We start from the raw sequence: 21943 nt of genomic DNA on the forward strand, positions 1-21943 counted from the left end.
CCGAGGGCCGCTGTCGAGGCCGCATTTCCCCTCCGAACCGGACGGTTAACTGGATTGAAGTTTCCGATTTAATAACCTTTTCTTGGCAGAGGGGTCTCTGAACGAAGGGACTTTATGCGCGCAAACCGCACGAAGAAGGCGCTCGACGCCGGCGGGAAGCCCGTCAAACTGTTCTTCTGGACGGTGCTGGCGGCGCTTGTCTTCGGCCTGACCGGCATGGGCGCACCCCTCGAGGATGGCAGCCGCACGATCCGCAACAAGTTGCACCCGACCGAAGCGTCCGGCGACATCGTGTTGATCGAAATCGATCGCGAGACGATCGAGAATGCCGGCACTTTCCCGTGGCCGCGGTCGCAATATGCGGACATCATCAACAAGGCGTCGGCAGCCGGCGCAGACCAGATCTTCCTCGACGTCGTCTTTTCGGGCCCTTCGACCCCTGCGGAGGACGCTGCGCTGGCCAAGGCGATGTCCGACGCGGGCAACGTGACCATCGCGGCGCTGGAAGAGCGCGGAATCAAGGCCGGGAGCACGCTGCAGCTACCCGACAGCGAGTTCCAGGAAGCCGCAGACATCGGCTCGATCAACGCCTATTTCAATTTCCAGACCGCCGTGTGGAACCTCGCCTTCGCCGACGAGATTGAAGGCAAGACCTACCCCACGTTCGCGGCCAAGATGGCGAAGGTCGATGGCCCGGTCGGTGAGACCTTCCCGATCGATTATTCGATCAAGTTTTCGAGCATTCCGACGGTCAGCGCGCTCGACGTCCTGAACGGCGATTTCGACCCCGAAGCGCTGCGCGGCAAGACGGCTATTCTGGGCACGAACGTGATCCAGCTCGGTGACCAGGTGTTCGTGCCCGGCCACGGCCGGGTCGGCGGCGTCTATGTGCAGATCTTCGCAGCGGAGACGTTGAAGGCCGGCATTCCGGTCGAATATGGATGGCTTCCCGCCTTCCTGCTCGCGATGATCGCGTTCGGGCTTGCCTGCCTGCGTTCGGACCCGCGCATCCAGATCGCGGCCTTCCTGACGCCTCTGGGCATCTATCTCGTGCTGCCGACCGCGACGGAGGCCAACTCGATCTTCTTCGACATCATTCCGGGCATGTTCCTGCTGGTGGTCGGGTTCGGCCAGCTCTTCTATCGCTCGTTCAAATCGCGCGGGCTGGTCAATCCGCTGACCGGCCTGCCTAACCTCACCGCGCTCAAGGCGGACAAGGACGGCAAGGACCTGCCGCTGATCGCGGCGCGCATCCACAATTTCGCGGAAATCGTGTCGACGCTCAACGCGCAAGGCGAAAAGCGTTTCGTCGAGCAGGTCGTGGCGCGCCTGTCGCTGGGGCGCTCCGACAATGTTAAGCTCTACCAGGGCGACGAAGGAATCTTTGCATGGTTCGCCGAACCGCGCACCGCGATCGGCAGCCATCTCGAAGCCCTGCACGCGCTATTCCGCAGCCCGATCGTCGTCGACGAACAGCCTTACGACATTGCCGTCAGCTTCGGCGTCGAGGTCGGGTCGAGCCGCTCGCTCGCCAGCCGTCTCGGTTCGGCGCTGGTCGCGGCCGACGAGGCCGAGGACGAGGGAATCAAGTGGAAGTATCACGATCCCGCGCGCCAGCAGGAAGCGGCGTGGAAACTGTCGCTGCTCAGCCAGCTCGACAAGGCGATCGAGAATGGCGAGGTCTGGCTCGCCTTCCAGCCGCAGATGCGCCTCAAGGATCGCAAGATTGTGTCTGCGGAAGCACTTGCCCGCTGGACCCACCCCGAAAAAGGGCCGATCAGCCCGATCGAATTTATCGCCGCTGCAGAACAACATGACCGGATCGGCGCGCTGACCGACTTTGTCATTGATCGCGCGGTCGAAGCAATTGCGCAGCTGCGGCAGTCCGAGCCCGATTTCTCAGTCGCGGTAAATCTGTCGGCGCGCATGCTGTCCGACCGAACGCTTGCGGACCGGGTGGTCGAGCGGCTGACCCATTATGGCGTGCCGGCCAAGGCGCTCGTGCTCGAGCTGACCGAAACCGCCGCGATGGAGGGCGACGGCGCCGACCTCGACCTGCTCGCGCGCCTGCGCGATCTAGGCGTCCAGATCTCGATCGACGATTACGGCACCGGCCTGTCGACGCTCGAATATCTGAAGAAGGTCCCGGCGAGCGAAATCAAGGTCGACCAGAGCTTCGTCAAATCGATGCGCGAGAATCGCTCGGACCTCATCATGGTGCAATCGACGATCGCCCTCGCCCATTCGCTCGATCGCAAGGTGGTCGCGGAAGGTGTCGAGGACAGCCAGGTGCTGGAACAGCTGACCATGATGAAATGCGACATCGCGCAAGGTTATGCCGTCGGGCGCCCCGTCGGCATCGCAGAGCTACGCCGTCGCCTGCAACGAGACCGCGCGCGTAACGTCGCGTAAAACCCTCACTACAACTTGGTCTTCTCTTAGGAGCACTTGGGCGCGCTTTGCGTAATCATGGTTAATAGCTTGCTAACCATGTCCATTAAGGTTAATAAGTCCCCCTACAGCGCTCTTTGCGCACAATGCACAGGGGACGAAAATGAAGAAGATCAAGAAGACCCAGAAGGGTATTTGGGAATGGCTCCTCGGCGGTGGCTGGGGTGGTACGGGTTCGGGCGGTTAAGTCCAACCTCAATCCAAACAACTAACCCGGCTTTGGCCGGGTTTTTTGTTGCCTGTCATATAGTTAACGGCAGCACGAATTGGCTACACCAAGCTCGTTACTCGCCTGAAACCATCAAGTTTGATGCAAGAAGCGGCCAAGTCGTATGACGGATTCCGGGGCGGATCAGTCCCCGTCAATCAGTCAAACCGACTCGGGCGCGACTCGCGCCGAATCGCTCCCTCCGAATAAGCCTGATTTTCAGCTTGTCAGTCGCTCGTTGACGACCTTGCCGTCCTCGGTAAGCCGGATGGCGGGCAGGATCTCGTCCTCTTCGGGCCAGGCCGGAGCCTTGCTTTCCTCGTCCCAGTAGGCGGAGAGGAAATTGTAGAGATTGCGGCTGAACAAGGCAGACGCGTCGCCCGCCAGCGTTCGCGAAAGCTGGACGGCGCCGATGATCTTGACGCCGTGGCGTTCGACCGTTTCCCCGGCAACGCATCCCTCGACATTCCCGCCAGCCTCGGCGGCGAGATCGACGATCACGCTGCCCGTCCGCATGGTCTTGAGCTGCTCGTCCGAGATCAGGCGCGGCGCGGGACGCCCGGGAATGAGCGCGGTCGTGATGACGATGTCCTGCTTGGCAATATGGCTGGAAACGAGCTCGGCCTGCGCCTTCCTATACTCGTCCGACATCTCGCCGGCATAGCCGCCGCTCCCCTCGCCTTCGATGCCCTCGACGCTTTCGACGAAGATCGGCTTGGCGCCGAGCGACTTGATCTGTTCCTTGGTTGCCGAGCGAACGTCGGTCGCGCTGACCTGTGCGCCAAGTCGTTTCGCAGTGGCAATCGCTTGGAGACCCGCGACACCCACGCCCATGACGAAGCATTTGGCAGGGCTTACCGTCCCGGCTGCGGTCATCATCATTGGGAAGGCGCGGCCATAGGCGCTCGCGGCGTCGACCACTGCCTTGTAGCCGGCAAGATTGGATTGCGACGACAGGATGTCCATCGACTGGGCACGCGTGATGCGCGGCATCCACTCCATCGCCAGCGCCTCCAGCCCGGCATCGGCGTAAGCCTTGACCGCGTCACCGCGATTGACCGGATCGAGCGCGCCGATCAGCAGCGCGCCTTTTTCCATGCCCGAAACCTCGTCGGCATCGGGACCTTGCACGACCAAGATCGCACCGGCGCCCTTGAGCACCGACGTACGGTCGCCGATCGTGGCGCCCGCTTCGCGATAGTCGCTGTCTGAAATCCCGGCCCGTTCGCCTGCCCCCGCCTCGACCGCGACGTCGGCGCCCAGTCCGGTGAACTTCTTCACCGTTTCCGGGATCGCCGCGACGCGAGGTTCGTCGGCGGGTGAAGCGAGAACCGCGATTTTCATCAATCGCTGATCAGCAGCAGCACAATGAGCACGATCGGCGCGATGACGATGATCGACCATTTGAGCATCGTGAGAAAACCGGAATAGTTCTTCTCGTGTGCCGGATAGTCCATTTCGGTCGCGGTCGGGTGCGCCTTGTTGTCGCCCATGATGTCCCCTTCGAGGCAAAAATTGTTCGGCGCTGTCTTAACAAGCCCCGCGCCGCGCCAAAAGGGGCAAAAATCGATGCCGCGACGGTGGCCTGGTTCTTAACCTCAATTTCACCCATTTGACCTATATCGGGACACATGACAGAGGCCCGCCCCTTCGCGGACACGTCCGCCAAATCGCTCCTGCTCGTCGACAGCAATGCCGACGAGCGCCGTGTCGTTTCATCCGTCGCGAGCCGCGCCGACTGGTCGGTGGTGGGCGCATCGGATCTTGAGACCGCCCTATCGCTGCTCCAGGGACCGCACGGACGCGAAGTCCGCTGCGCGATCCTTTCGAGCTGGCGCGGGGAGGAAAGCAGCCAGATTGTCGAGGCGCTCTGCAAGGAGCGCGAGGGCCTTCCCATCATCGTGCTGGCCGACGAGGGATCGATCCAGCTCGCCGTCGACGCGATGCGCGCTGGCGCCTCGGACTTTCTCGGCAAGCCGGTCGCGCCCGAGCGGTTGCTCGATGCGCTGAACACCCATGCCGACCGCCGCCGCCCAAAGGGCGAGCTGGCGCCACTGTCGGAAAAGCTCGCACCCGACCTCAGCCTCGAGCAGCTGGTCGGTTCGACCCCCGAATTCCGCTCGGCTTCCGCCGTCGCGGCCAAGGCTGCGCGTAACCGCCTACCGCTGATCATCACGGGCGAGAGCGGGACGGGCAAGGAAACCGTCGCGCGCGCCATCCACGGCGCCAGCCTTCGCGCAAAAGGTCCGATCGTCGTCGTCAATTGCCACGCGATCAGCGCCAAAGCGATCGACAGCGAGTTGTTCGGCCATGTCGCGGGCGCCTTCCCGGGTGCCTTCAACGAACGCATCGGCCGCATCGTCGAAGCCAATGAGGGCACGCTCGTCCTCAAGGAAATCGGCGCCCTGCCCGCCGACACGCAGGCCGCGCTCGACCGCGTGCTGGCGACGGGCGAAGTGCGCCCGGTCGGATGCAATGGCTCGAACAGCGTCGATATCCGAGTGATCGCCACCAACAGCCGACAGCTGGACGAGCATTTTCACGAAGGATTGGCAGAGCGGGTCAACGGCACCAAGGTGCATCTGCCCCCGCTACGCGAACGCTCGAGCGACATTCCCGCGCTCGCCCGTCATTTCCTCGGTCGCATCGCCGAAGAGCCGGGCATGCGCCCGCTCTCGATCGGCAATGACGCGCTCCAGGTGCTGATGCGCTACGGCTGGCCGGGCAACCTCCGACAGTTGTCAGGTGCGTTGTTCCGCGCCGCGGTCCATTCGGACGGCAACAGCCTGACCGCAGACGACTTCCCGCATATCGCGATCCAGTCGCGCTTCACCGGTCGCCATAGCGACAAGGTCGAAGGGCTGAGCAAGGCGAGTTCGGACCAGGCGATGGCGGGCTCGGGCCCGGTCACCATCTTCGATGCCGAAGGGCATATCCGCACGCTGGGCGATATCGAGGCCGACCTCATCCGTCTCGCCATCGGCCACTATCGCGGACGCATGACCGAAGTCGCCAAACGGCTCGGCATCGGTCGCTCTACACTCTACCGCAAGCTCGGCGACCTCGGCATCGATACGTCATCGGCGGCTTGATCGCGGCTCGACTGAGGGTCTAGGCCCTCAATCATGCAAACCATCCTCATCACCGGCGCTACCTCGGGCATCGGCAAAGCCTGTGCCGATCACTTCCAAGACATGGGTGCGGAACTGGTCCTCGTCGACCAGCAGACAGGCGACGGCATCATCAAAGGCGATGTTTCGGATCCCGAGTTTTGGAAAACGCTCGACCTCCCGGCGCTTACCGGCGCAGTCGTCAATGCGGGGATCGGCAGCTTCTCGTTCATCGGCGACACCGACTTTGCCGAGTGGCGGCGGGTGATGGCGGTCAATCTCGACGGGGCATTCCTGACGCTCAAGGCGGCGCTCGCGGCGATGCAGCGCGGCGGGTCGATCGTCGTCACGGCTTCGGCGACTGGCCTCAAGCCAGTTCCGATGACGGCGGCCTATGGCACGTCCAAGGCGGCGGTGATCCAGCTGGCGCGGATCGCGGCGGCGGAAAATGCCAAGCGCGGAATACGCGTCAATGCCATCGCGCCGGGAGGGGTGGATACGAATATCTGGGAGCCGATGCTCGACCCGGAGCGTGATCGTGCGGAGCAAATCGCCGAGATGGGCGCGGACGTGCCGCTCGGGCGCTACGCCACCGCTGCGGAGATCGCCGAGCAGGTCGCCTTCCTGATGAGCGATGCGGCGGGCACGATGACCGGCGCGGTGCTCACCAGCGACGGGGGCTTCACGCTCTAGGCGGTGTCAGCGCCTGGTCGCGCAGGCCACGCCAGACGCGCAGGGCCTGCACCGTTTCCGGCACGTCATGGACTCGGATGATCTGCGCACCCTGGTTGGCCGCAGCGATAGCCAGCGCGAGGCTTCCCGCGAGGCGCTGGTCCGCCGGCGCTTCGTTCGACAGTGCGCCGATCATGCGCTTGCGACTGGCCCCGAACAGGATCGGGCAGCCGAGCGAGTGGAACAGCGCAAGTCCGTTGATGAGCTGGAGGTTGTGCGCGAGCGTCTTGCCGAATCCGATGCCGGGATCGATGATGACGTTCGCGCGGTCGATGCCCGCTTCCTCGACCTTGGCGATGCGATCCTCGAGCCACAGCCAGATGTCGACCAGCACGTCGTCATAGTGCGGGTTTTCCTGCATCGTCTGTGGATCGCCCTGCGCGTGCATCAGCACGACCGGCACGCCTGCGTTGGCGACCACCTCCATCGACCGCTCGTCCCAGCCTAAGGCCGAGACGTCGTTGACGAGATGTGCGCCAAGGCCGAGCGCCGCCTCCATCACTGCGGCCTTGCGCGTGTCGATGCTGACCGCATTGCCGCCCTTTACCAGGCGCTCGACGATGGAAGAGACGCGCTCGATCTCGTCGCCTTCCCACACGGTCTGCGCGCCCGGGCGCGTACTTTCACCGCCAATGTCGAGGATCGAAGCGCCTGCCCCGACCATGTCAGCGCCCGCGAAGCAGGCGGCGTCGAAATCCTCGAAGCTTCCGCCATCGGAAAAGCTGTCGGGGGTGGCGTTGATGATCCCCATGACGCGCGGCTGGTCGAGCGTGATCGTATTGTCGCCAAGCTTGAGTGACGGACGGGGCGCGGTGAGGCGCTGCCATTGCTGCGCCATGTCCTCGTCGAAGCGATCTTCGATAATTTCGACCGGCCAGAGTTCGCGTACAGCGACACGGTTTGTGTCGTCGAGGCGGATCGCCTCCACGCTCGCAAAGAAGAGCAGGCCGCCGGCGAGACGCGCGACCTTGCCGTCATGGCCGAAAGGGTTGTCGACGAAGCCCGTGGGGCGAAGAAGCGTGCGGGTCATGCCCCCTTGTGCGCGGCGAGATAGCGCTGGCGCAAGACGTCTATCGGCTTGAGCTCGCCTTCATCCTCATATTGCCAGAAGGTCCAGCCGTTGCAGCTGGGCGCACCCTGCAAATTCTTGCCCACTTGATGGATCGAGCCCTGGTGGTCGCCGCTCACCAGCGACCCGTCGAGCCCGACCTTGGCCTGCCAGCGCCGCTTGGCGTCGGTCAGGACCGTCCCCGGCGGCACGAGGCCGCTTTCCACCAGGCTTCCGAACGCCACGCGCGGCGCGCTGCGTTTTTCGGCCATGGTCGTCATCGCGCTCTCGTCGAGCGGCATTTCGCTTTCGATCCGCTTCTTCGCGGCTTCGATATAATCGTCTTCGCGTTCGATCCCGATCCAGCGGCGCTGAAGACGCTTGGCTACCGCGCCGGTCGTGCCGGTGCCGAAGAAGGGATCGAGCACCACGTCGCCCGGCTTCGTGCAAGCGAGCAGGATGCGATAGAGCAGCGCCTCGGGCTTCTGCGTCGGGTGGACCTTGTCGCCACCCTCATCCTTCAGCCGCTCGCCCCCTGAGCAGATCGGAATCGTCCAGTCGCTGCGCATCTGGAGGTCGTCGTTGAGTGCCTTCATCTGGCGATAGTTGAAGCGATATTTGTGCTTCTCGCCCTTGGAGCACCAGATCAGCGTTTCGTGAGCGTTGGTGAAACGCGTGCCGCGAAAATTGGGCATCGGATTGGTCTTGCGCCACACGACGTCGTTGAGGATCCAGTACCCCATGTCCTGCAGCGTGGCGCCGACGCGAAAGATGTTGTGGTAGCTGCCGATCACCCAGATCGAGCCGTCATCCTTGAGGATGCGCCGCGCCTCGGCGAGCCAGTCGCGGGTGAAGTCGTCATACTGGGCAAAGCTTTCGAACCGGTCCCACTCGTCGTCACAAGCATCGACCTTGCTTCCCTCGGGCCGCAACAGGTCGCCACCAAGCTGCAGATTGTAGGGCGGGTCGGCAAAGATCAGGTCGACCGACTTGTCGGGCATTTTCGCCATCGCCGCGATACAGTCGCCCTCGACTATTTGGTCGAGCGGCAGCACCTTCTTCGCTTTCACCTTGCGGCGGCGCTCCTCGACGCGGGCGAGATGGGGGGCGCAAAATGCCTCGATCGGCGTGAGTTCGGTCATCAGGTCTTTTCCCAAGTGGAATGACCTCCATGAGTCCTCGCCGAGTCGCCGTCAAGATTCTCAACGAATCCAGAGGGTTGGAATTGACGTCTCGAAACCGACTCAAAACACAACATGTTGAGTCCGGCAAATCTCTCAAGACTCAATATCTGGTGGTGTGACTCGAAAGACTCAAATGAGCGAATATTGCGCGATCGGCGCGAAACTGCGGCGGTGGAGCGGGCAGGGCCCCTTCTCGCGCAGCGCCTCGACATGCGCGCGTGTGCCATAGCCCTTATGCTGCCCGAACCCGTAGCCCGGGTGCAGCACCTCCGCCTCGGCCATCATCCGATCGCGCGTTTCCTTGGCGATAATCGAGGCGGCGGAGATGCAGCGCTCCTTCGCATCGCCCTTCACGATGGCGCGCGCGGGCCAGCGCCACTCGTCGCACCAGCGATCGGGAGTCTTGTCGCCATCGATCAGCGTCTCGTCGGGCTCGACGCCGAGCGCCGCGACCGCGCGCGTCATTGCCAGCATCGTCGCGCGCAGGATGTTGAGCGCGTCGATCTCCTCGACCGACGCGATGCCGACGCCGACATGGCAGCGATCGAGGATGCGTGCCTCGAGCGATGCGCGTGACTTGCCGTTAAGCGCCTTGCTGTCGCCCAGCCCCCTGATCTGCTTGCCGCACAGGATGACGGCCGCCGCTACGACCGGCCCGGCCAGTGGGCCCCTGCCCGCTTCGTCCACCCCCGCAATGATCATGTCGTCAGAATACGCAACAGAGACGCCGCGTCTATCCCTTCTCGCCCGGCTTGATCCGCCATTCGGGATATCGCCGCATTTCGCCCGACTTGTAGAGAAAGACGGTGTTGCCATGCGGATCGCGCAGGCGCGCTTCACGCCAGCCCCAGGGCTGGTTGCGCGGCGCATGTTCGAACGGCAGTCCCTTGCGCGCCAGCCGCTCGCACCGCTGGTCGATATCGTCGCATTCGAAATAGACCGCGAAGACTTCCTCGCTCGGGGCCTCCGGGTCGCACTGGACCGAGAAGGTTCCGCCACCTGACGTTTCGAAGCGCGCATATTGGTTGTCGGGACTATCCACGATCTGCGTCAGGCCGAGCTTGGTGTAGAAGTCGACCATCTTGGCGTAATCCTTGCCGGTGATGGTGATCTGGTTGAGCCGCGGCCCCGCGCCTTGCCCCATCCCGACATCGAGCCGCACGCGGCCATGCCCCATCGGCCCCGAACCACGCCCGATCCCCGGCGCTTCGTAGAGCGCCAACCGGACGAATTCACGCGCGCGATCGATCGCTTCGGACAGACTAGCGCCCGACCCGAGGAAGGTCGCGATCGCGCTGGCGAGCGTACAGCCGGTCCCGTGGCTGTGCCGCGTCATGATGCGCGTGCCCTGCCAGCTGGTCATGTTATCGGCCTCGATCAGCGCATCGCCGACCGTTTCGCCCTCTTCGTGACCGCCCTTCACAAGCACCGCGCAGCCGTGCGCCGACACCAGGCTCAATGCGCCTTCGATACTGTCGGTCTTGCCCGACAGGCGCTGCAGCTCGGGCGTGTTGGGCGTTGCCAGCGTGGCGAGCTTGAGCAGTCCCTCCATCGCCTTGATCGTCTTGTCGTCCGACAAGGTCGCGCCCGACGTCGCCACCATCACCGGATCGACCACGATGGGCACGTTCAACTGTTCGAGCCGTTCGGCGACCAGTCGCGCGGTGAGCGCGCTACCGATCATCCCGACCTTGATCGCATCGACCCCGAAATCGGTGATGCAGGCATCGACCTGTTCAAGCACCATTTCGGCGGGGATGGCATGAATGCCGGTGACCCCTTCGCTATTTTGCGCAGTGACCGAGGTGATCGCGGTCATGCCGTGACCGCCAAGCATGGTGACCGTCTTCAGGTCCGCCTGGATGCCCGCGCCGCCCCCTGAATCGGAGCCGCCGATACAAAGGATGCGCGCAATCGTCACGCCGTCGCCTGCTCCACGCTTGCGCAGATCTCGTCGACCCAGCGTGTCACCTGCTCGCTATCATCGCCTTCGGCCATGACGCGGATGAGCGGTTCGGTGCCCGACTTGCGAATGACGAGGCGCCCCGACGAACCAAAGTCCTTCTCGGCGGCCTCGATGACTTTCTTCACGCTGTCCGCGGCAAGCGGATCGCCGCCCTTGAAGCGGACGTTCTTCAGCAGCTGCGGCACCGGGTCAAACTGGCGCAGCAGCTTGCTCGCCGGTTGCTCCGCCTCGACCAAGGCGGCGAGCACCTGCAGGCCGGCGAGCAACCCGTCGCCCGTGGTGGCATGATCGGACAGGATGATGTGCCCCGACTGTTCGCCGCCGACATTGCAACCCGAGCGGCGCATTTCCTTGAGCACATGGCGATCGCCAACCTTGGTACGGGTCAGGCCCATGCCGGTTTCCTTGAGGCAGCGTTCGAGCCCCATGTTGCTCATGACCGTCGCGACGACCGCATCGCCCTTGAGTTCGCCGTCCGCCTGCATGCGCTTGGCGATGAGCGCCATCAGCTGGTCGCCGTCGATCATCGTCCCCTTCTCGTCGCACACGATCAGGCGGTCGGCATCGCCATCGAGCGCGAGTCCGATGTCGGCTCCGTGTTCGACGACCGCGTTCTGCATCGCCTGCGGATGGGTCGAGCCGCAATTCTTGTTGATGTTGGTCCCATCGGGCTCGACGCCCAACGACACGACGTCTGCGCCCAATTCCCACAGCACGGCCGGAGCAACGTTATATCCGGCCCCGTTTGCGCAATCGATGACGATCTTCATGCCGTCGAGGCGCAGCCGGTCGGGGAAGGTCGCCTTGGCGAAATGGATGTAGCGGCCCTTCACATCGTCGATCCGCTTGACCCGTCCGATCTTGTCCGACGGTGCCAGCACCGGCTCGGCCTCGAGCAGCCGCTCCAGCTCTTCCTCGTCCTCGTCCGACAATTTGTAGCCGTCGGGTCCGAACAGCTTGATGCCATTATCTTCGAACGGGTTGTGGCTGGCGGAGATCATGACGCCGATATCGGCGCGCATCGACTTGGTCAGCATGGCGACCGCAGGCGTCGGCATCGGGCCGACCAGCGTGACGTCGACCCCGACGCTGGTGAAACCGGCCTCGAGCGCGCCCTCGAGCATATAGCCCGACAGGCGCGTGTCCTTGCCGATGACGACACGGTGGCGATGGTCGCCGCGCAGCGCGAGCTGCCCCGCGGCCTGCCCAACCTTGAGCGCCATCGCTGCGGTGATCGGTGCCTCGTTGGTGCGCCCCCGGATCCCGTCAGTGCCGAAAAACTTGCGTCCCATTCTTCTCATTCCCTCACGCTGAACTCGTTGGTCAGCGCCATTGCACATTGCAGCGCCTTGGTTAAGGCTTCGTGGACCAGATCGCCGGGAGGGATTTTTTCGTGACAAGCCAGCTGACCGCCGCCGGCGGCATCCTTCCCGTGGCCGAGCGCCTGATTACCGGACTGGGGGACCTCGTCTTTGCCGAAGTCGAATTGTTCGGGACGCAAATCGGGCTGATCGTCATCTGGCTCGCCGTGCCGATGCTCTTCTTCACCTTCTATCTCGGCTTCATCAATATCCGCGGGTTCGGGCATGGTGTGAAGACCGTGCGCGGTCGCTTCGCCGACGACAGCGCCAAGGGCGAGATGACGCAGTTCCAGGCGCTCTCGACCGCGCTGTCGGGAACGGTCGGGCTCGGCAATATTGCGGGCGTTGCCGTCGCGCTTGCGATGGGCGGGCCGGGCGCGATCTTCTGGATGTTCGTCATCGGGCTGTTCGCGATGACGCTCAAATTCTCCGAGGTCACGCTGGGAATGAAATATCGCGAGGAAATGCCCGACGGCACGGTTCGCGGCGGACCGATGTACACGCTCAAGAACGGCTTGGCGCAGCGTGGCTATCCGACGGCGGGCAAGTGGATGGGCGGCCTCTACGCCTTCCTCGCCATGTTTGCGGCGCTTCCCATGTTCCAGGTCAACCAGAGCTTTGCGCAGGCGGGCAACGCGTTCGGGTTCGGGAGCGGTCAGTCGGAAGCGTTGATCTACGGCTGCGTGCTGGCCTTCTTCACCGCGCTCGTCATCTTTGGCGGGGCGCGGTGGCTGGGCCGGGTGACGTCCGCCATCGTGCCGACCATGGGCGCGGTCTACCTGCTCGGCATCTTCATCATTCTTGCCATGGGGTTCGACCAGATTCCTGCGGCGCTCGGCGCCATCGTCGGCGACGCCTTCACCGGCGAAGCGGCTGCGGGCGGCGCGGTCGGCGCGTTCGTCGTTGGCATGCGGCGCGCGGTCTTCTCGACCGAAGCGGGTACGGGCTCTTCGGTCATGGCGCACGTCCACGCGCGCACCCGCGAACCGGTCAGCGAAGGGCTGGTCGCATTGCTTGAGCCGTTCATCGATACGGTCGTGATCTGTTCGCTCGGCGGATTGGCACTGGTCGTCTCGGGCACGTGGCTCGACCCGACGCTTGAAGATATCGCGATCACCAGCCAGGCCTTCGCCGACGTCGCGCCGTGGATGCCGCTGCTCCTCGCCACTGCCGTGGTGCTGTTCGCCTTCTCCACCGTGTGCGCATGGGGTTTCTACGGCAGTCAGGCGTGGGGCTACCTGTTCGGTAGCGGCAAGCAGTCGCTGCTCACCTACAAGATGGTGTTCGTCCTGCTGCTGCCGGCAGGGGCCATCTTCCCGCTCGATATCGTCATCAGCTTCGTCGACAGCGCCTTCTTCCTGATGGCGATCCCCAACATCATCGCGCTCTACATTTTCGCGCCCGAGTTGAAGGCGATGCTCGCCGACTACTGGGCGCGAAAAGTCTGCACTGACGTCGAGTAGCGCCCGCCTATTTGGTGTAGGCCTTGGGAAGCGATGACGGCGCGAGGCTGCGATAGCGATCACGCAGGCGGGTCATCCGGTTTTCGAGGCTCTGCTCGACCCCGTCGATCCACACCTGCTCGGCATTGCTCATCAGCTCGAGCGGATCGCCCGACCAGACCACGACGTCGGCACGAGCACCACGCGATAGCTCGCCAATCTCGCCGTCGAGCCCCATGATCGCGGCGGGTGCCGAGCTGATCATCGCGAAGGCATCCTCCCAGCTCACGCCCTGGTGGCCCGGCACCTTGGTCAACGCGACGAGGTTGCCCGCGTGTTGGCGATGGTTCTGGCCGTTTCGGTTGATGAAGTCCTGCGTCGCAGCGACACCTACCGTGACGCCGGCGGCGCGCAGGCGGCCAATGTTCGACTGGGTCGCAGCGAGCGCCTCGAAGCTGACCGGTCGGTTGAGCAGCGGATCAGCCAAGACAGGCACGCCCGCCGCAGCCAGTTCACGCGCGACCATCCAGCCTTCGGCAGCGCCGAGGATCACCATGTCGAGCCGCGGATATTTCGCCTTGAGGCGGAGCGCGTTGCGGATGTCCATGACGCGGTCGGCATTGACGAGCATGATCTGCTCGCCGGCGATGAGCGGTTTGAGCGCATCGATATCGGCCTGCGTGAAGGTGCTGTCGTCCGGGCGGTCCCCCATGACGACGCGGCCTGCGGCCTGTCGGAAGGCATCTTCGAGGCGCAGATACATGGCAGAACGCGAGCCGCCTTCGGCGCCTGCCCCACTGCCCGAAAGGTCGACATGCTGGAAGGCGCGCGCCTTGGTGATCGGATTGCCGTCGCTGCCCGTATCGATGACCGCGCCCTGCCCGTTGAACATGGAATCGCCATGGGCGGGCGAGACGATGGCGCGGGTGACACCGCCGGCACGGCTGACTGCGATGGGCGTGGCGGTGGGGTTGATCGAATAGCTGACATCGATCGCGGCGCTGTACGGGCCGTCGCTTCCCGTGTCGTCGACGTTGCCGACACCGCTATCGACCTCTGCGAGACCGATGCGCGAATAACCCGCGACGATGCCCGGCGTGACCCACTTGCCGCGCGCGGCGATGATGCGGGTACCGGCGGGGATCGTGACCGAGCCGGCGGGGCCGGCGGCGATGATGCGGCCGTCGTCGAAGAGGACGACGCCATTGTCGATCGGCGCGCTGCCGTCACCGATGACGAGCTTGCCGCCCGTGACCGCGACCGGGTCGGCGGCGGCGGGGGTGGCGATCAGGGCTGCGGCGGTAAGAAGGATGAGCTTCTTCATTTCACGTCGCCTTCACCGGGCTGGCCGAGTTCGAAGTCGGTTACCGGACGCAGCGTCGGGTTGCTGGACTCGTAGAGCAAGGCGCCGTCGATCCAGACTTTTTCGGGGCGGGTGTAGATGCTGTAGGGATTGCCGTTCCAGAGAACGACATCGGCCATCTTGCCTTCCTCGAGGCTGCCGGTCTTGTCGTAGATTCCCAAGGACTTGGCGGGGTTGGCGGAAAGCCATTGCCAGGCTTCGGCGTCGGTAATCTGGAGGCCCTGTCGGCGGCCCGCGGCAAGCGCCTTGGCGGCTTCCTGGTTCAGGCGCTGGATGCCGTCGGCGCTGTCCGAATGGACGATGGCGCAAGCGCCCGCGGCGTGAACGTAGGGGATGTTCTCGACGATGCCGTCATAGCTTTCCATCTTGAAGCCGTACCAGTCGGCCCACATCGCCGCGCAGACATCGTTTTCGCGCAAAAGGTCGGCGATCTTGTAGGCCTCGACCGCGTGCTGGAAGCTGGTGACGCGATAGCCGAATTCCTTGGCCATCTGCATCATCAGGCTCATCTCGTCGGCGCGATAGCAGTGATTGTGGATGCGGATGTCGCCGTCGAGCACGCCGCGCAGCGTGTCCATGGCAAGATCGCGGCCGGGCATGTCGCCGTCGCCCGCTTCATACTTGTCCCAGTCGGCGTCATATTCCTGTGCAGCGATCCAGGTTTCGCGAGTGACCGCGATATTGCCCATGCGGGTCTGCGGCCCGCCCTTGTCGCCATAGACGCGCTTGGGGTTTTCGCCGCAAGCCATCTTGAGCCCGTAGGGCGCGCCCGGGAACTTCATGTCCTGCACGCGGCGACCGAGCACGTTCTTTAGCGTGACCGAGCGGCCGCCGAACAGGTTGGCCGAACCGGGCAGCACCTGGAAGGTGGTGATGCCGCCATTGGCGAGCGCGCGGGTGAAGCTGGGATCCTGCGGCCAGACGCTATGTTCGGTCCACACGTTGGGGGTCGCGGGGCCGGTCGCCTCATTCCCGTCGCTGTGGGGCGAGACGCCGGGCGCGGGATAGTTGCCCATGTGGCTGTGCACGTCGATGATGCCGGGGGTGACATATTTGCCGGTGCCGTCGAACACGGCAATATCCGCAGGGACAGGCGTGTCGGGACCGCCGACCGAACGGATTTTACCGCCGCTCATGAAGATCACGGCATTGTCGATGCGCCCGCCCGCGCCGTCGAACAGGGTCGCGCCGACGATCGCGGTCGGCGTGCCGGGATAGGGGCGGTAGGTGGAAGGATAAGGATCGTCATCGAAGGCGGTGGGTGGCGGGGTGCCGCTCGCGCTCTTCGTGTCCTTGGCCTCGCCTGCCTCGCAAGCGACGAGCGAGAGCGCAAGCGCCCCGCCCACGGCAACGCGTGTAATGGATTTCATGTACGGCCCCTGTTCGTTTCGATGTCGGGATCGAGCATGCCCGAGCGATGCCCAAAGGAAAAGGGGCGGCGCATCGCTGCACCGCCCCCGTTCGTCGAAAAGCGAACCGATCCTAGTGGGTCGGCTTGGTGGTCGGGTGAGTCCCAGCCTCCATCGCTTCCATGCCCGCTCCGGCTTCGCCTTCGAGCACGTCTTCGTCATCCTTGAGCGTATCAAGGTGCATCAGCTTCTTCACGAAGGGCGCGAGGATCATGACGACCACGCCGATGCCCATCGCGTACCAGCCGACGGTCGAATAGACGTCGAGCACGACCTGCTTGCCGGCTTCTTCGCCGACGCCTTCGGCACCCGTCGCAGAAGCGATGAGGCCCGCGGCGAAGTTGCCGGTCGCCGACGCGAAGAACCAGGTGCCCATGATGAGCGAGGCCATGTGGGCCGGGCTCAGGCGGTTCATCGCCGACAGGCCGACGGGCGAGAGGCAAAGCTCACCCGTGGTGTGCAGCAGGTAGATGAGGAAGATGAAGATCACCGGCGTCGCGACACCGAGACCGACCGACTGCGCGCCCCACACGAGGACGAGGAAGCCGAGACCGACCTGGATCACCGCAAGGCCGAACTTCATCGGCGTCGAGGGTTCCCAACCGCGGCGTGCGAGCCACGTCCACAGCGCCGCGAAGACGGGCGCGAGGAGCACGATGTAGATCGCGTTGATCGACTGGAACATCGAGGCCGGAACACCGCCCGTATCGACGTGACGGTCGGTGAACAGGTTCAATGAGCTGCCCGCCTGTTCGAACAGCGCCCAGAAGACGATCGACACGAAGATCAGGAACATGGCCGCGAAGATGCGGTCACGGTCGTCGGGCGAAAGCCGCGCGACGGCGATGTAGAGCACGTAGGCGACCAGACCGAGGCCGAAGATCGCGAGCACCCAACCGACGAGGTCCTGATACTGGATCGCGAGCCAGCACAGCGCCACCATGGCGAGGCCAAGGGCGTAGATGCCCATTTCCTTGCCGCCCTTGAGCGCTTCCGGATCCTTGGGTTCGCCACGGCCGAGGAGCAGCGGCTTGCCCCACATGAAGACGATCAGGCCCAGGAGCATGCCGATGCCCGCGGCACCGAAGCCGTAGGACCAGCCATAGGTCTGTCCGAGATAACCGCAGAGCAGCGAACCGAGCGCCGCACCGACGTTAATCCCCATGTAGAAGATGGTGTAGGCCGGGTCGCGGCGGATGTCGGTACGCGGGTAAAGCTGTCCGACCATCACCGAGATGTTGGCCTTGAGGAAGCCCGAGCCGACGATGATCAGCGCGAGGGCGAGCCAGAAGACGTAGATGATCGTGCCGTCCTGTCCTCCATCGCCCTCGAAGGCCATAAAGAAGTGACCGAAAGTCAACAATACGGCGCCGAACAGCACCGCCTTTCGCTGTCCCAGCCAGCGGTCGGCCAGATAGCCGCCGACGACCGGCGCGATGTACACGAGCGCGGTGTAGGCACCGTAGATGATCGATGCCTCGCTGTCGGAGAACATCCAGTGCTGGACGAGGTAGAAGATGAGCAGGGCGCGCATCCCGTAATAGGAAAAGCGCTCCCACATCTCTGCGAAGAACAGGACGAACAGCCCCTTGGGGTGACCCAGGATGGTCCCCGCGCTGTCGCCATCAGGCAGTCCGGCGGCCGCGACTGCGTTTGTATTGGCCATGAATTTCTCTCCCCTGACGTGCCGATACTGGTGAGGGCACGCGAAATTGGTGTGCGCACCCTAGCGGCGAATCGTCGCCTGTGAAGGGCATTGTTGCAATTCGACGAACGTCGTCCGACATGGATTGCATGACCCTGAACGATACGAGCAGCCTCAAATCCCACCTCGCCACCCGCCGCTCGGGCCGCCCGCGCGACCTGGTCGAGCCGGGGCCGAGCGAGGAAGAACTGGCGGAAATCCTGCGGCTGGCGGCGCGCACGCCCGATCATGGCAAGCTGGTGCCCTATCGCTTCGTGGTGGTGGGCAAGGAGGCGCGCGACGCGCTGGCGGCGCTCTACGAGCAGGCGCTGCGCCGCGACGGCGCGCACGAGGCGAAGATCGCCAAGAGCGTCGCCAATGCGCATGCGGCGCCGACGCTGGTCATCCTCATCTCGTCACCGGTGCGCGATCACAAGATCCCGGTATTCGAGCAGGAACTGACCTGCGGCGCGGCGGGCATGAACCTGCTCCACGCCGCGCATGCGCATGGTTATGTCGGCGGCTGGATCACCGGCTGGCCCGCTTACGACCTCGCCATCACTGACGCCTTTTGCAATGAGGGCGAGCGGATTGCGGGGCTGATCTATCTCGGCACGTCGGCATGCGAGTTGGAAGAGCGCGAGCGGCCGGACATGGGGGGCATCGTCAGTCGGTGGGGGTAAGGCTTCGCGAACGACTGCTATTAACTCTTATTTTTGTTGGGACGAATGTCTCAGCTGGGGTGGAAAGCGGACACCTCAATGCTTTGGTGTGACCCTGAGCTCCATTCCCGTGCCAGAGGCGGTCCAAAGAGCATCGGCATTTAGTGAGTTCGCGAGTGAGTGAATCACTCTCGTGCCCAAACCGGATTTCGACATAGCCTGCTCGGCGTCCAGTGCGGTGGCGGTGCCGTCGTCTTGGCAAACAATCGTCCACGATTGGGCGTCCCCCTCAACGACTACTGTGATGCTCCCTTCGCCGTCTTGGAAGCCGTGCTTAACGCTGTTGGATACGAACTCATTCACGATCAGGAGCATGGCATTCGCCAGCTGCGGCGTCGCTTTGATTGCTTCAACGTAAATTGAAAGCTTTGCGTCATCTGGGATGAGAGATCGCAAGTCTGCCTGCACGCGCTCGAACAACGATCTCAAGTCGACACAATCACCTGATTCCAACTCGTGCAATTCGGCGTGAAGCGAAGACAAAGATCGGATGCGCGTGCCTGCATCGTCCAATTCCATTTTCAATGTCTCGTTAGAAGTGCGACGGGCTTTCATCGAAAGCATGGCACCGATCGAAGCCAACGAGTTTTTTACCCGATGATCGACCTCTCGTCGCAGCACTCGCTCCTGTTCGAGAGCAAGCCTAAGATTAAGCTCACTCATAACGTGTTTCGATAAAACTGTCAGGATTCTGCGCTGACGATCCGTCAGCCTTCGCGGTTTGTGATCCAAAACACATAGGGTCCCCAGAGGGAGGCCATTCGCCCCCTTAAGCACCGCTCCCGCATAAAAGCGAAAGCCTGGCTCGGACGTGCATAAGGGGTTGTCCGCCATCCGCTCATCCTGGAGCGTATCGGGAATTTCCACGAAATCGCCTTGAAGGATGACGTGGCCGCACAGGCTTGTTTCTATTGGAGTAGATCTCACGCCGAGGCCGACTTCGGCCTTGAACCACTGACGCCCCGCGTCGATAAAGTTCACGACCGAAACGGGTGCTTCGCAAATGTCCGACGCGATTTCAACGAGTTCATCGAAAACCTTTTCCCGCTCTGTGTCTAGAATCCCGTATCTGCGGAGCTCTCTTAAGCGCTCCTCTTCCTGGGGGTGCAGGCATGGTTTCATTCAAGAGGTCTAGCAGGATCAGTGAGTTTGTGAACCTACGCTAGATGTCCCGAGTTAGATCGTTGCCAGTCCGGTCGGATCCGCGGTGGTAAGCGGACATCGCTCCATCATCGATCGATCGATCGGTGCAAAAAATGGAAAACCCGACCTTATCGGCCGGGCTTTCCATTGAGAAAGAGATGTCGCTCTACGGGGTTCTAAACTCGAGCGAGTCGTCATTATCCCGTTCAAACGACCCGCAGGCAACGGGCAAGAAGGCTTTGTAGCCTGCGGTGCCGTCGGCCTCGCCAGGTAGGGTCCCGTCATTCTCTTCGAGAGTGAGGCCGTGAATGACGATTTCGGTCCGCCCCAGAGGCTGAAGATCGCCTCGCGTGGCATCTCCAGTAAAAGCGTTCCCTTTGGCACTTAGATCCAGCGTAACTGTCCCACTGACCATACCGTCGCCGTCATCATCGATATCATTATCGCCACCACCAAGTGTAATTATGATGCCGCCATAGACGGCCGCGCCCTCAAGCAATTCCAAGAAGCCATCTTCGTCAGTGTCTTGACTGGCGGTTGGGCAGGCGGCGTCCTTGACGCCCAGCCCATGAATATGAGCGGCATGAGGTTGATCCTCCTCAAGCCCCATCACGTCGTAAGTCACGTCAAGATATCGTCCCCGGGGTGACAACGTCACTGTGCCCGTTACGCCGCTCTCGTTCAGTGTCTGGAGATCCGCGGTATAGCTATCGTTCTGACGCGTGTCCTGCGCGGGCGCCGGCGCGCCTACCATTACGGCTCCAACCAAAGCCAATGCGAGTGGGTTCGTCTGCTTGATCATCTTACTCTCCTGCACTTCCGGGACTTTACGTACTGAAATGCAGGTGAAGCGGGCCCACAGATCCACGGGTCTGAGGGTATTAACTTATTATTAACCAAGATTGTTCCGAGATGATTGTCCGGAGGCGCAGCAACAAGTGCTCATCAGTTCTAAACTTAGTCGCGTCGAATGCCGCCCCGCCTTTTGCGCGGTGGACCCGCCTTGTGTCCGCAGTTGGGTCGATCGCGGCACGGTCGCTTTTGGGGTGGAAAGCGGACTTTCTCGCCGAAAGCAAAATCTAGCGAAAAGCAGCCTCATCGTCCGAGTGTCGGAGGGGGCAAGCTTCTCTCGCGATACAGCTTTCGAGACGCTGTAAAGGCCGTCTGCCCATCACAAACGCCAATTCGATTGTGCGATGCAAAAGGACGATGTATTTGGCAACGATCCGGTCGGCTCCGGCTGACATAGACACGCTCTCGGGCGTTTCGTGGCCTTCATGAGTTTAAGTCGATGTTTGATGCGATTTCACCGCTCGCGGCCGCCCTGCTTCCCTTCATCTTGGTCGGTTTCGCTGCGCAGATTATTGATGGCGCACTTGGCATGGCTTTTGGGGTTATCACCCAAACGATGCTGGTTAGCTTCCTTGGGGTGCCACCGGCAACTGCTTCGGCGAGCGTTCACCTCGTAGAAGTGTTTACTACGGGCACGTCTGGTGCGAGCCATCTGTGGCGAAAGAATATTGACTGGCCGCTATTTTGGCGCCTGGTGCCGGCCGGCGTCCTAGCAGGCGTGCTGGGCGCGTATGTTCTTTCAAGCGTGGATGCTTCGGCGGCAAAGCCAGTCGTAATGCTTTACCTCGCTGCCATCGGTATCTTCCTATTCTACAAGGCGATCTTCTTCGGGCGCCGGCCGCGCGTTAAAGATCCACGATACACAAGGCCGCTGGCATTTATTGGTGGCTTTCTTGATAGCGCCGGCGGTGGTGGCTGGGGACCAGTCGTTACGTCGAACTTGTTGGTGCAGGGGGGTAATCCGCGCACGACGATCGGCACGGTCAATTCGGCTGAGTTCCTTTTGACGCTAGCGGTGTCGATCACTTTCCTGATCACGCTCGGCGTCTCTGCATTCAGCAATGCCGTCACCGGCCTGATCATCGGGGGCGTTATTGCAGCACCCATCGGCGCAATTCTGACCAGCCGGATAAACGCCAGGTTGCTTCTCTTCATGGTCGCAACCGTGCTGACGGTCTCCAGCCTTTTCACCGTCGCCAAGGCATGGATATTCTGACCAGCACTTTTCTACTTAGCCAGATGACAATAAGAGCGGACGATCATGGATG

18 protein-coding genes are annotated in these 21943 nt (G+C 62.8%); 6 read left to right on the plus strand and 12 right to left on the minus strand.

The window, feature by feature from the left end:
• The first annotated feature begins 114 nt into the window (after positions 1–114).
• Positions 115–2412, plus strand: coding sequence for an EAL domain-containing protein (locus KTQ36_RS08400; protein WP_218633229.1), 2298 nt, complete (start codon positions 115–117; stop codon positions 2410–2412).
• A gap of 466 nt (positions 2413–2878) precedes the next feature.
• Here the strand turns inward: KTQ36_RS08400 and KTQ36_RS08405 are convergent, their stop codons facing one another.
• Together KTQ36_RS08405 and KTQ36_RS08410 are read right to left on the minus strand one after the other, a co-directional pair.
• Positions 2879–4003, minus strand: coding sequence for an NAD(P) transhydrogenase subunit alpha (locus KTQ36_RS08405; RefSeq protein ID WP_218633230.1), 1125 nt, complete (start codon positions 4001–4003; stop codon positions 2879–2881).
• Positions 4003–4152 (minus strand): aa3-type cytochrome c oxidase subunit IV, encoded by a 150-nt coding sequence (locus KTQ36_RS08410; protein ID WP_218633231.1) that lies wholly within the window; start codon positions 4150–4152, stop codon positions 4003–4005. The genes KTQ36_RS08405 and KTQ36_RS08410 overlap by 1 nt, the downstream gene beginning before the upstream one ends.
• 138 nt (positions 4153–4290) lie before the next feature.
• Here KTQ36_RS08410 and KTQ36_RS08415 point away from each other — a divergent pair, with 138 nt between their 5' ends.
• A complete protein-coding gene (locus KTQ36_RS08415; RefSeq protein ID WP_218633232.1) occupies positions 4291–5751 on the plus strand; it encodes a sigma-54-dependent transcriptional regulator in 1461 nt (486 codons plus the stop codon).
• A gap of 33 nt (positions 5752–5784) precedes the next feature.
• A complete protein-coding gene (locus KTQ36_RS08420) occupies positions 5785–6462 on the plus strand; it encodes an SDR family NAD(P)-dependent oxidoreductase (protein ID WP_218633233.1) in 678 nt (225 codons plus the stop codon).
• Here KTQ36_RS08420 and folP read toward each other — a convergent pair.
• From folP to glmM, 5 genes are all read right to left on the minus strand, one after another.
• Positions 6452–7531, minus strand: coding sequence for a dihydropteroate synthase (folP, locus tag KTQ36_RS08425; RefSeq protein ID WP_218633234.1), 1080 nt, complete (start codon positions 7529–7531; stop codon positions 6452–6454). The genes KTQ36_RS08420 and folP overlap by 11 nt on opposite strands.
• Positions 7528–8691: a site-specific DNA-methyltransferase gene (locus tag KTQ36_RS08430; RefSeq protein ID WP_218633235.1), complete on the minus strand. Its 1164-nt coding sequence runs from the start codon at positions 8689–8691 to the stop codon at positions 7528–7530. Before KTQ36_RS08430 ends, folP begins: the two co-directional genes overlap by 4 nt.
• Positions 8692–8862: 171 nt before the next feature.
• Complete coding sequence (locus KTQ36_RS08435; RefSeq protein ID WP_218633236.1) at positions 8863–9435, minus strand: ribonuclease HII; 573 nt, start codon at positions 9433–9435, stop codon at positions 8863–8865.
• A gap of 31 nt (positions 9436–9466) precedes the next feature.
• Positions 9467–10654 (minus strand): bifunctional hydroxymethylpyrimidine kinase/phosphomethylpyrimidine kinase, encoded by a 1188-nt coding sequence (gene thiD / locus KTQ36_RS08440; RefSeq protein WP_218633237.1) that lies wholly within the window; start codon positions 10652–10654, stop codon positions 9467–9469.
• Positions 10651–11991, minus strand: a complete 1341-nt coding sequence (glmM, locus tag KTQ36_RS08445) for a phosphoglucosamine mutase (RefSeq protein ID WP_218633238.1) — start codon at positions 11989–11991, stop codon at positions 10651–10653. The genes thiD and glmM overlap by 4 nt, the downstream gene beginning before the upstream one ends.
• A gap of 101 nt (positions 11992–12092) precedes the next feature.
• Here glmM and KTQ36_RS08450 point away from each other — a divergent pair, with 101 nt between their 5' ends.
• Entirely contained in the window at positions 12093–13523 is a 1431-nt protein-coding gene (locus KTQ36_RS08450) for an alanine/glycine:cation symporter family protein (protein WP_345777692.1), read from the plus strand.
• Between the two features lie 7 nt (positions 13524–13530).
• Here the strand turns inward: KTQ36_RS08450 and KTQ36_RS08455 are convergent, their stop codons facing one another.
• The 3 genes from KTQ36_RS08455 to KTQ36_RS08465 all read right to left on the minus strand — a co-directional run bounded on the left by KTQ36_RS08455 (position 13531) and on the right by KTQ36_RS08465 (position 17940).
• Positions 13531–14826 (minus strand): amidohydrolase family protein, encoded by a 1296-nt coding sequence (locus tag KTQ36_RS08455; RefSeq protein ID WP_218633239.1) that lies wholly within the window; start codon positions 14824–14826, stop codon positions 13531–13533.
• Positions 14823–16235, minus strand: a complete 1413-nt coding sequence (locus KTQ36_RS08460; RefSeq protein WP_218633240.1) for an amidohydrolase — start codon at positions 16233–16235, stop codon at positions 14823–14825. The genes KTQ36_RS08455 and KTQ36_RS08460 overlap by 4 nt, the downstream gene beginning before the upstream one ends.
• Before the next feature lie 112 nt (positions 16236–16347).
• Positions 16348–17940, minus strand: coding sequence for a peptide MFS transporter (locus KTQ36_RS08465; protein WP_218633241.1), 1593 nt, complete (start codon positions 17938–17940; stop codon positions 16348–16350).
• Between the two features lie 128 nt (positions 17941–18068).
• Between KTQ36_RS08465 and KTQ36_RS08470 the strand changes: the two genes are divergently transcribed.
• A complete protein-coding gene (locus tag KTQ36_RS08470) occupies positions 18069–18641 on the plus strand; it encodes a nitroreductase family protein (protein WP_218633242.1) in 573 nt (190 codons plus the stop codon).
• 75 nt (positions 18642–18716) lie between these two features.
• Here KTQ36_RS08470 and KTQ36_RS08475 read toward each other — a convergent pair whose 3' ends face one another.
• Together KTQ36_RS08475 and KTQ36_RS08480 are read right to left on the minus strand one after the other, a co-directional pair.
• A complete protein-coding gene (locus KTQ36_RS08475) occupies positions 18717–19802 on the minus strand; it encodes a histidine kinase dimerization/phosphoacceptor domain -containing protein (RefSeq protein WP_218633243.1) in 1086 nt (361 codons plus the stop codon).
• Between the two features lie 187 nt (positions 19803–19989).
• Positions 19990–20625 carry a hypothetical protein gene (locus KTQ36_RS08480; RefSeq protein WP_218633244.1) on the minus strand — a complete coding sequence of 212 codons (636 nt, stop codon included), beginning with the start codon at positions 20623–20625 and terminating at the stop codon, positions 19990–19992.
• Positions 20626–21114: 489 nt separating this feature from the next.
• Between KTQ36_RS08480 and KTQ36_RS08485 the strand changes: the two genes are divergently transcribed.
• A complete protein-coding gene (locus tag KTQ36_RS08485) occupies positions 21115–21891 on the plus strand; it encodes a sulfite exporter TauE/SafE family protein (protein WP_218633245.1) in 777 nt (258 codons plus the stop codon).
• Positions 21892–21943: the final 52 nt, after the last annotated feature.

It is taken from the genome of Sphingomicrobium clamense (assembly GCF_019264355.1).
GTDB lineage: Bacteria > Pseudomonadota > Alphaproteobacteria > Sphingomonadales > Sphingomonadaceae > Sphingomicrobium > Sphingomicrobium clamense.

Bases quoted from the DNA above. Each gene is read 5' to 3' on its own strand.
- KTQ36_RS08400 (WP_218633229.1), top strand. From the start codon at position 115: ATGCGCGCAAACCGCACGAAGAAGGCGCTCGACGCCGGCGGGAAGCCC.
- KTQ36_RS08405 (WP_218633230.1), bottom strand. From the start codon at position 4,003: ATGAAAATCGCGGTTCTCGCTTCACCCGCCGACGAACCTCGCGTCGCG.
- KTQ36_RS08410 (WP_218633231.1), bottom strand. From the start codon at position 4,152: ATGGGCGACAACAAGGCGCACCCGACCGCGACCGAAATGGACTATCCG.
- KTQ36_RS08415 (WP_218633232.1), top strand. From the start codon at position 4,291: ATGACAGAGGCCCGCCCCTTCGCGGACACGTCCGCCAAATCGCTCCTG.
- KTQ36_RS08420 (WP_218633233.1), top strand. From the start codon at position 5,785: ATGCAAACCATCCTCATCACCGGCGCTACCTCGGGCATCGGCAAAGCC.
- folP (WP_218633234.1), bottom strand. From the start codon at position 7,531: ATGACCCGCACGCTTCTTCGCCCCACGGGCTTCGTCGACAACCCTTTC.
- KTQ36_RS08430 (WP_218633235.1), bottom strand. From the start codon at position 8,691: ATGACCGAACTCACGCCGATCGAGGCATTTTGCGCCCCCCATCTCGCC.
- KTQ36_RS08435 (WP_218633236.1), bottom strand. From the start codon at position 9,435: ATGATCATTGCGGGGGTGGACGAAGCGGGCAGGGGCCCACTGGCCGGG.
- glmM (WP_218633238.1), bottom strand. From the start codon at position 11,991: ATGGGACGCAAGTTTTTCGGCACTGACGGGATCCGGGGGCGCACCAAC.
- KTQ36_RS08455 (WP_218633239.1), bottom strand. From the start codon at position 14,826: ATGAAGAAGCTCATCCTTCTTACCGCCGCAGCCCTGATCGCCACCCCC.
- KTQ36_RS08460 (WP_218633240.1), bottom strand. From the start codon at position 16,235: ATGAAATCCATTACACGCGTTGCCGTGGGCGGGGCGCTTGCGCTCTCG.
- KTQ36_RS08465 (WP_218633241.1), bottom strand. From the start codon at position 17,940: ATGGCCAATACAAACGCAGTCGCGGCCGCCGGACTGCCTGATGGCGAC.
- KTQ36_RS08470 (WP_218633242.1), top strand. From the start codon at position 18,069: ATGACCCTGAACGATACGAGCAGCCTCAAATCCCACCTCGCCACCCGC.
- KTQ36_RS08475 (WP_218633243.1), bottom strand. From the start codon at position 19,802: ATGAAACCATGCCTGCACCCCCAGGAAGAGGAGCGCTTAAGAGAGCTC.
- KTQ36_RS08480 (WP_218633244.1), bottom strand. From the start codon at position 20,625: ATGATCAAGCAGACGAACCCACTCGCATTGGCTTTGGTTGGAGCCGTA.
- KTQ36_RS08485 (WP_218633245.1), top strand. From the start codon at position 21,115: ATGTTTGATGCGATTTCACCGCTCGCGGCCGCCCTGCTTCCCTTCATC.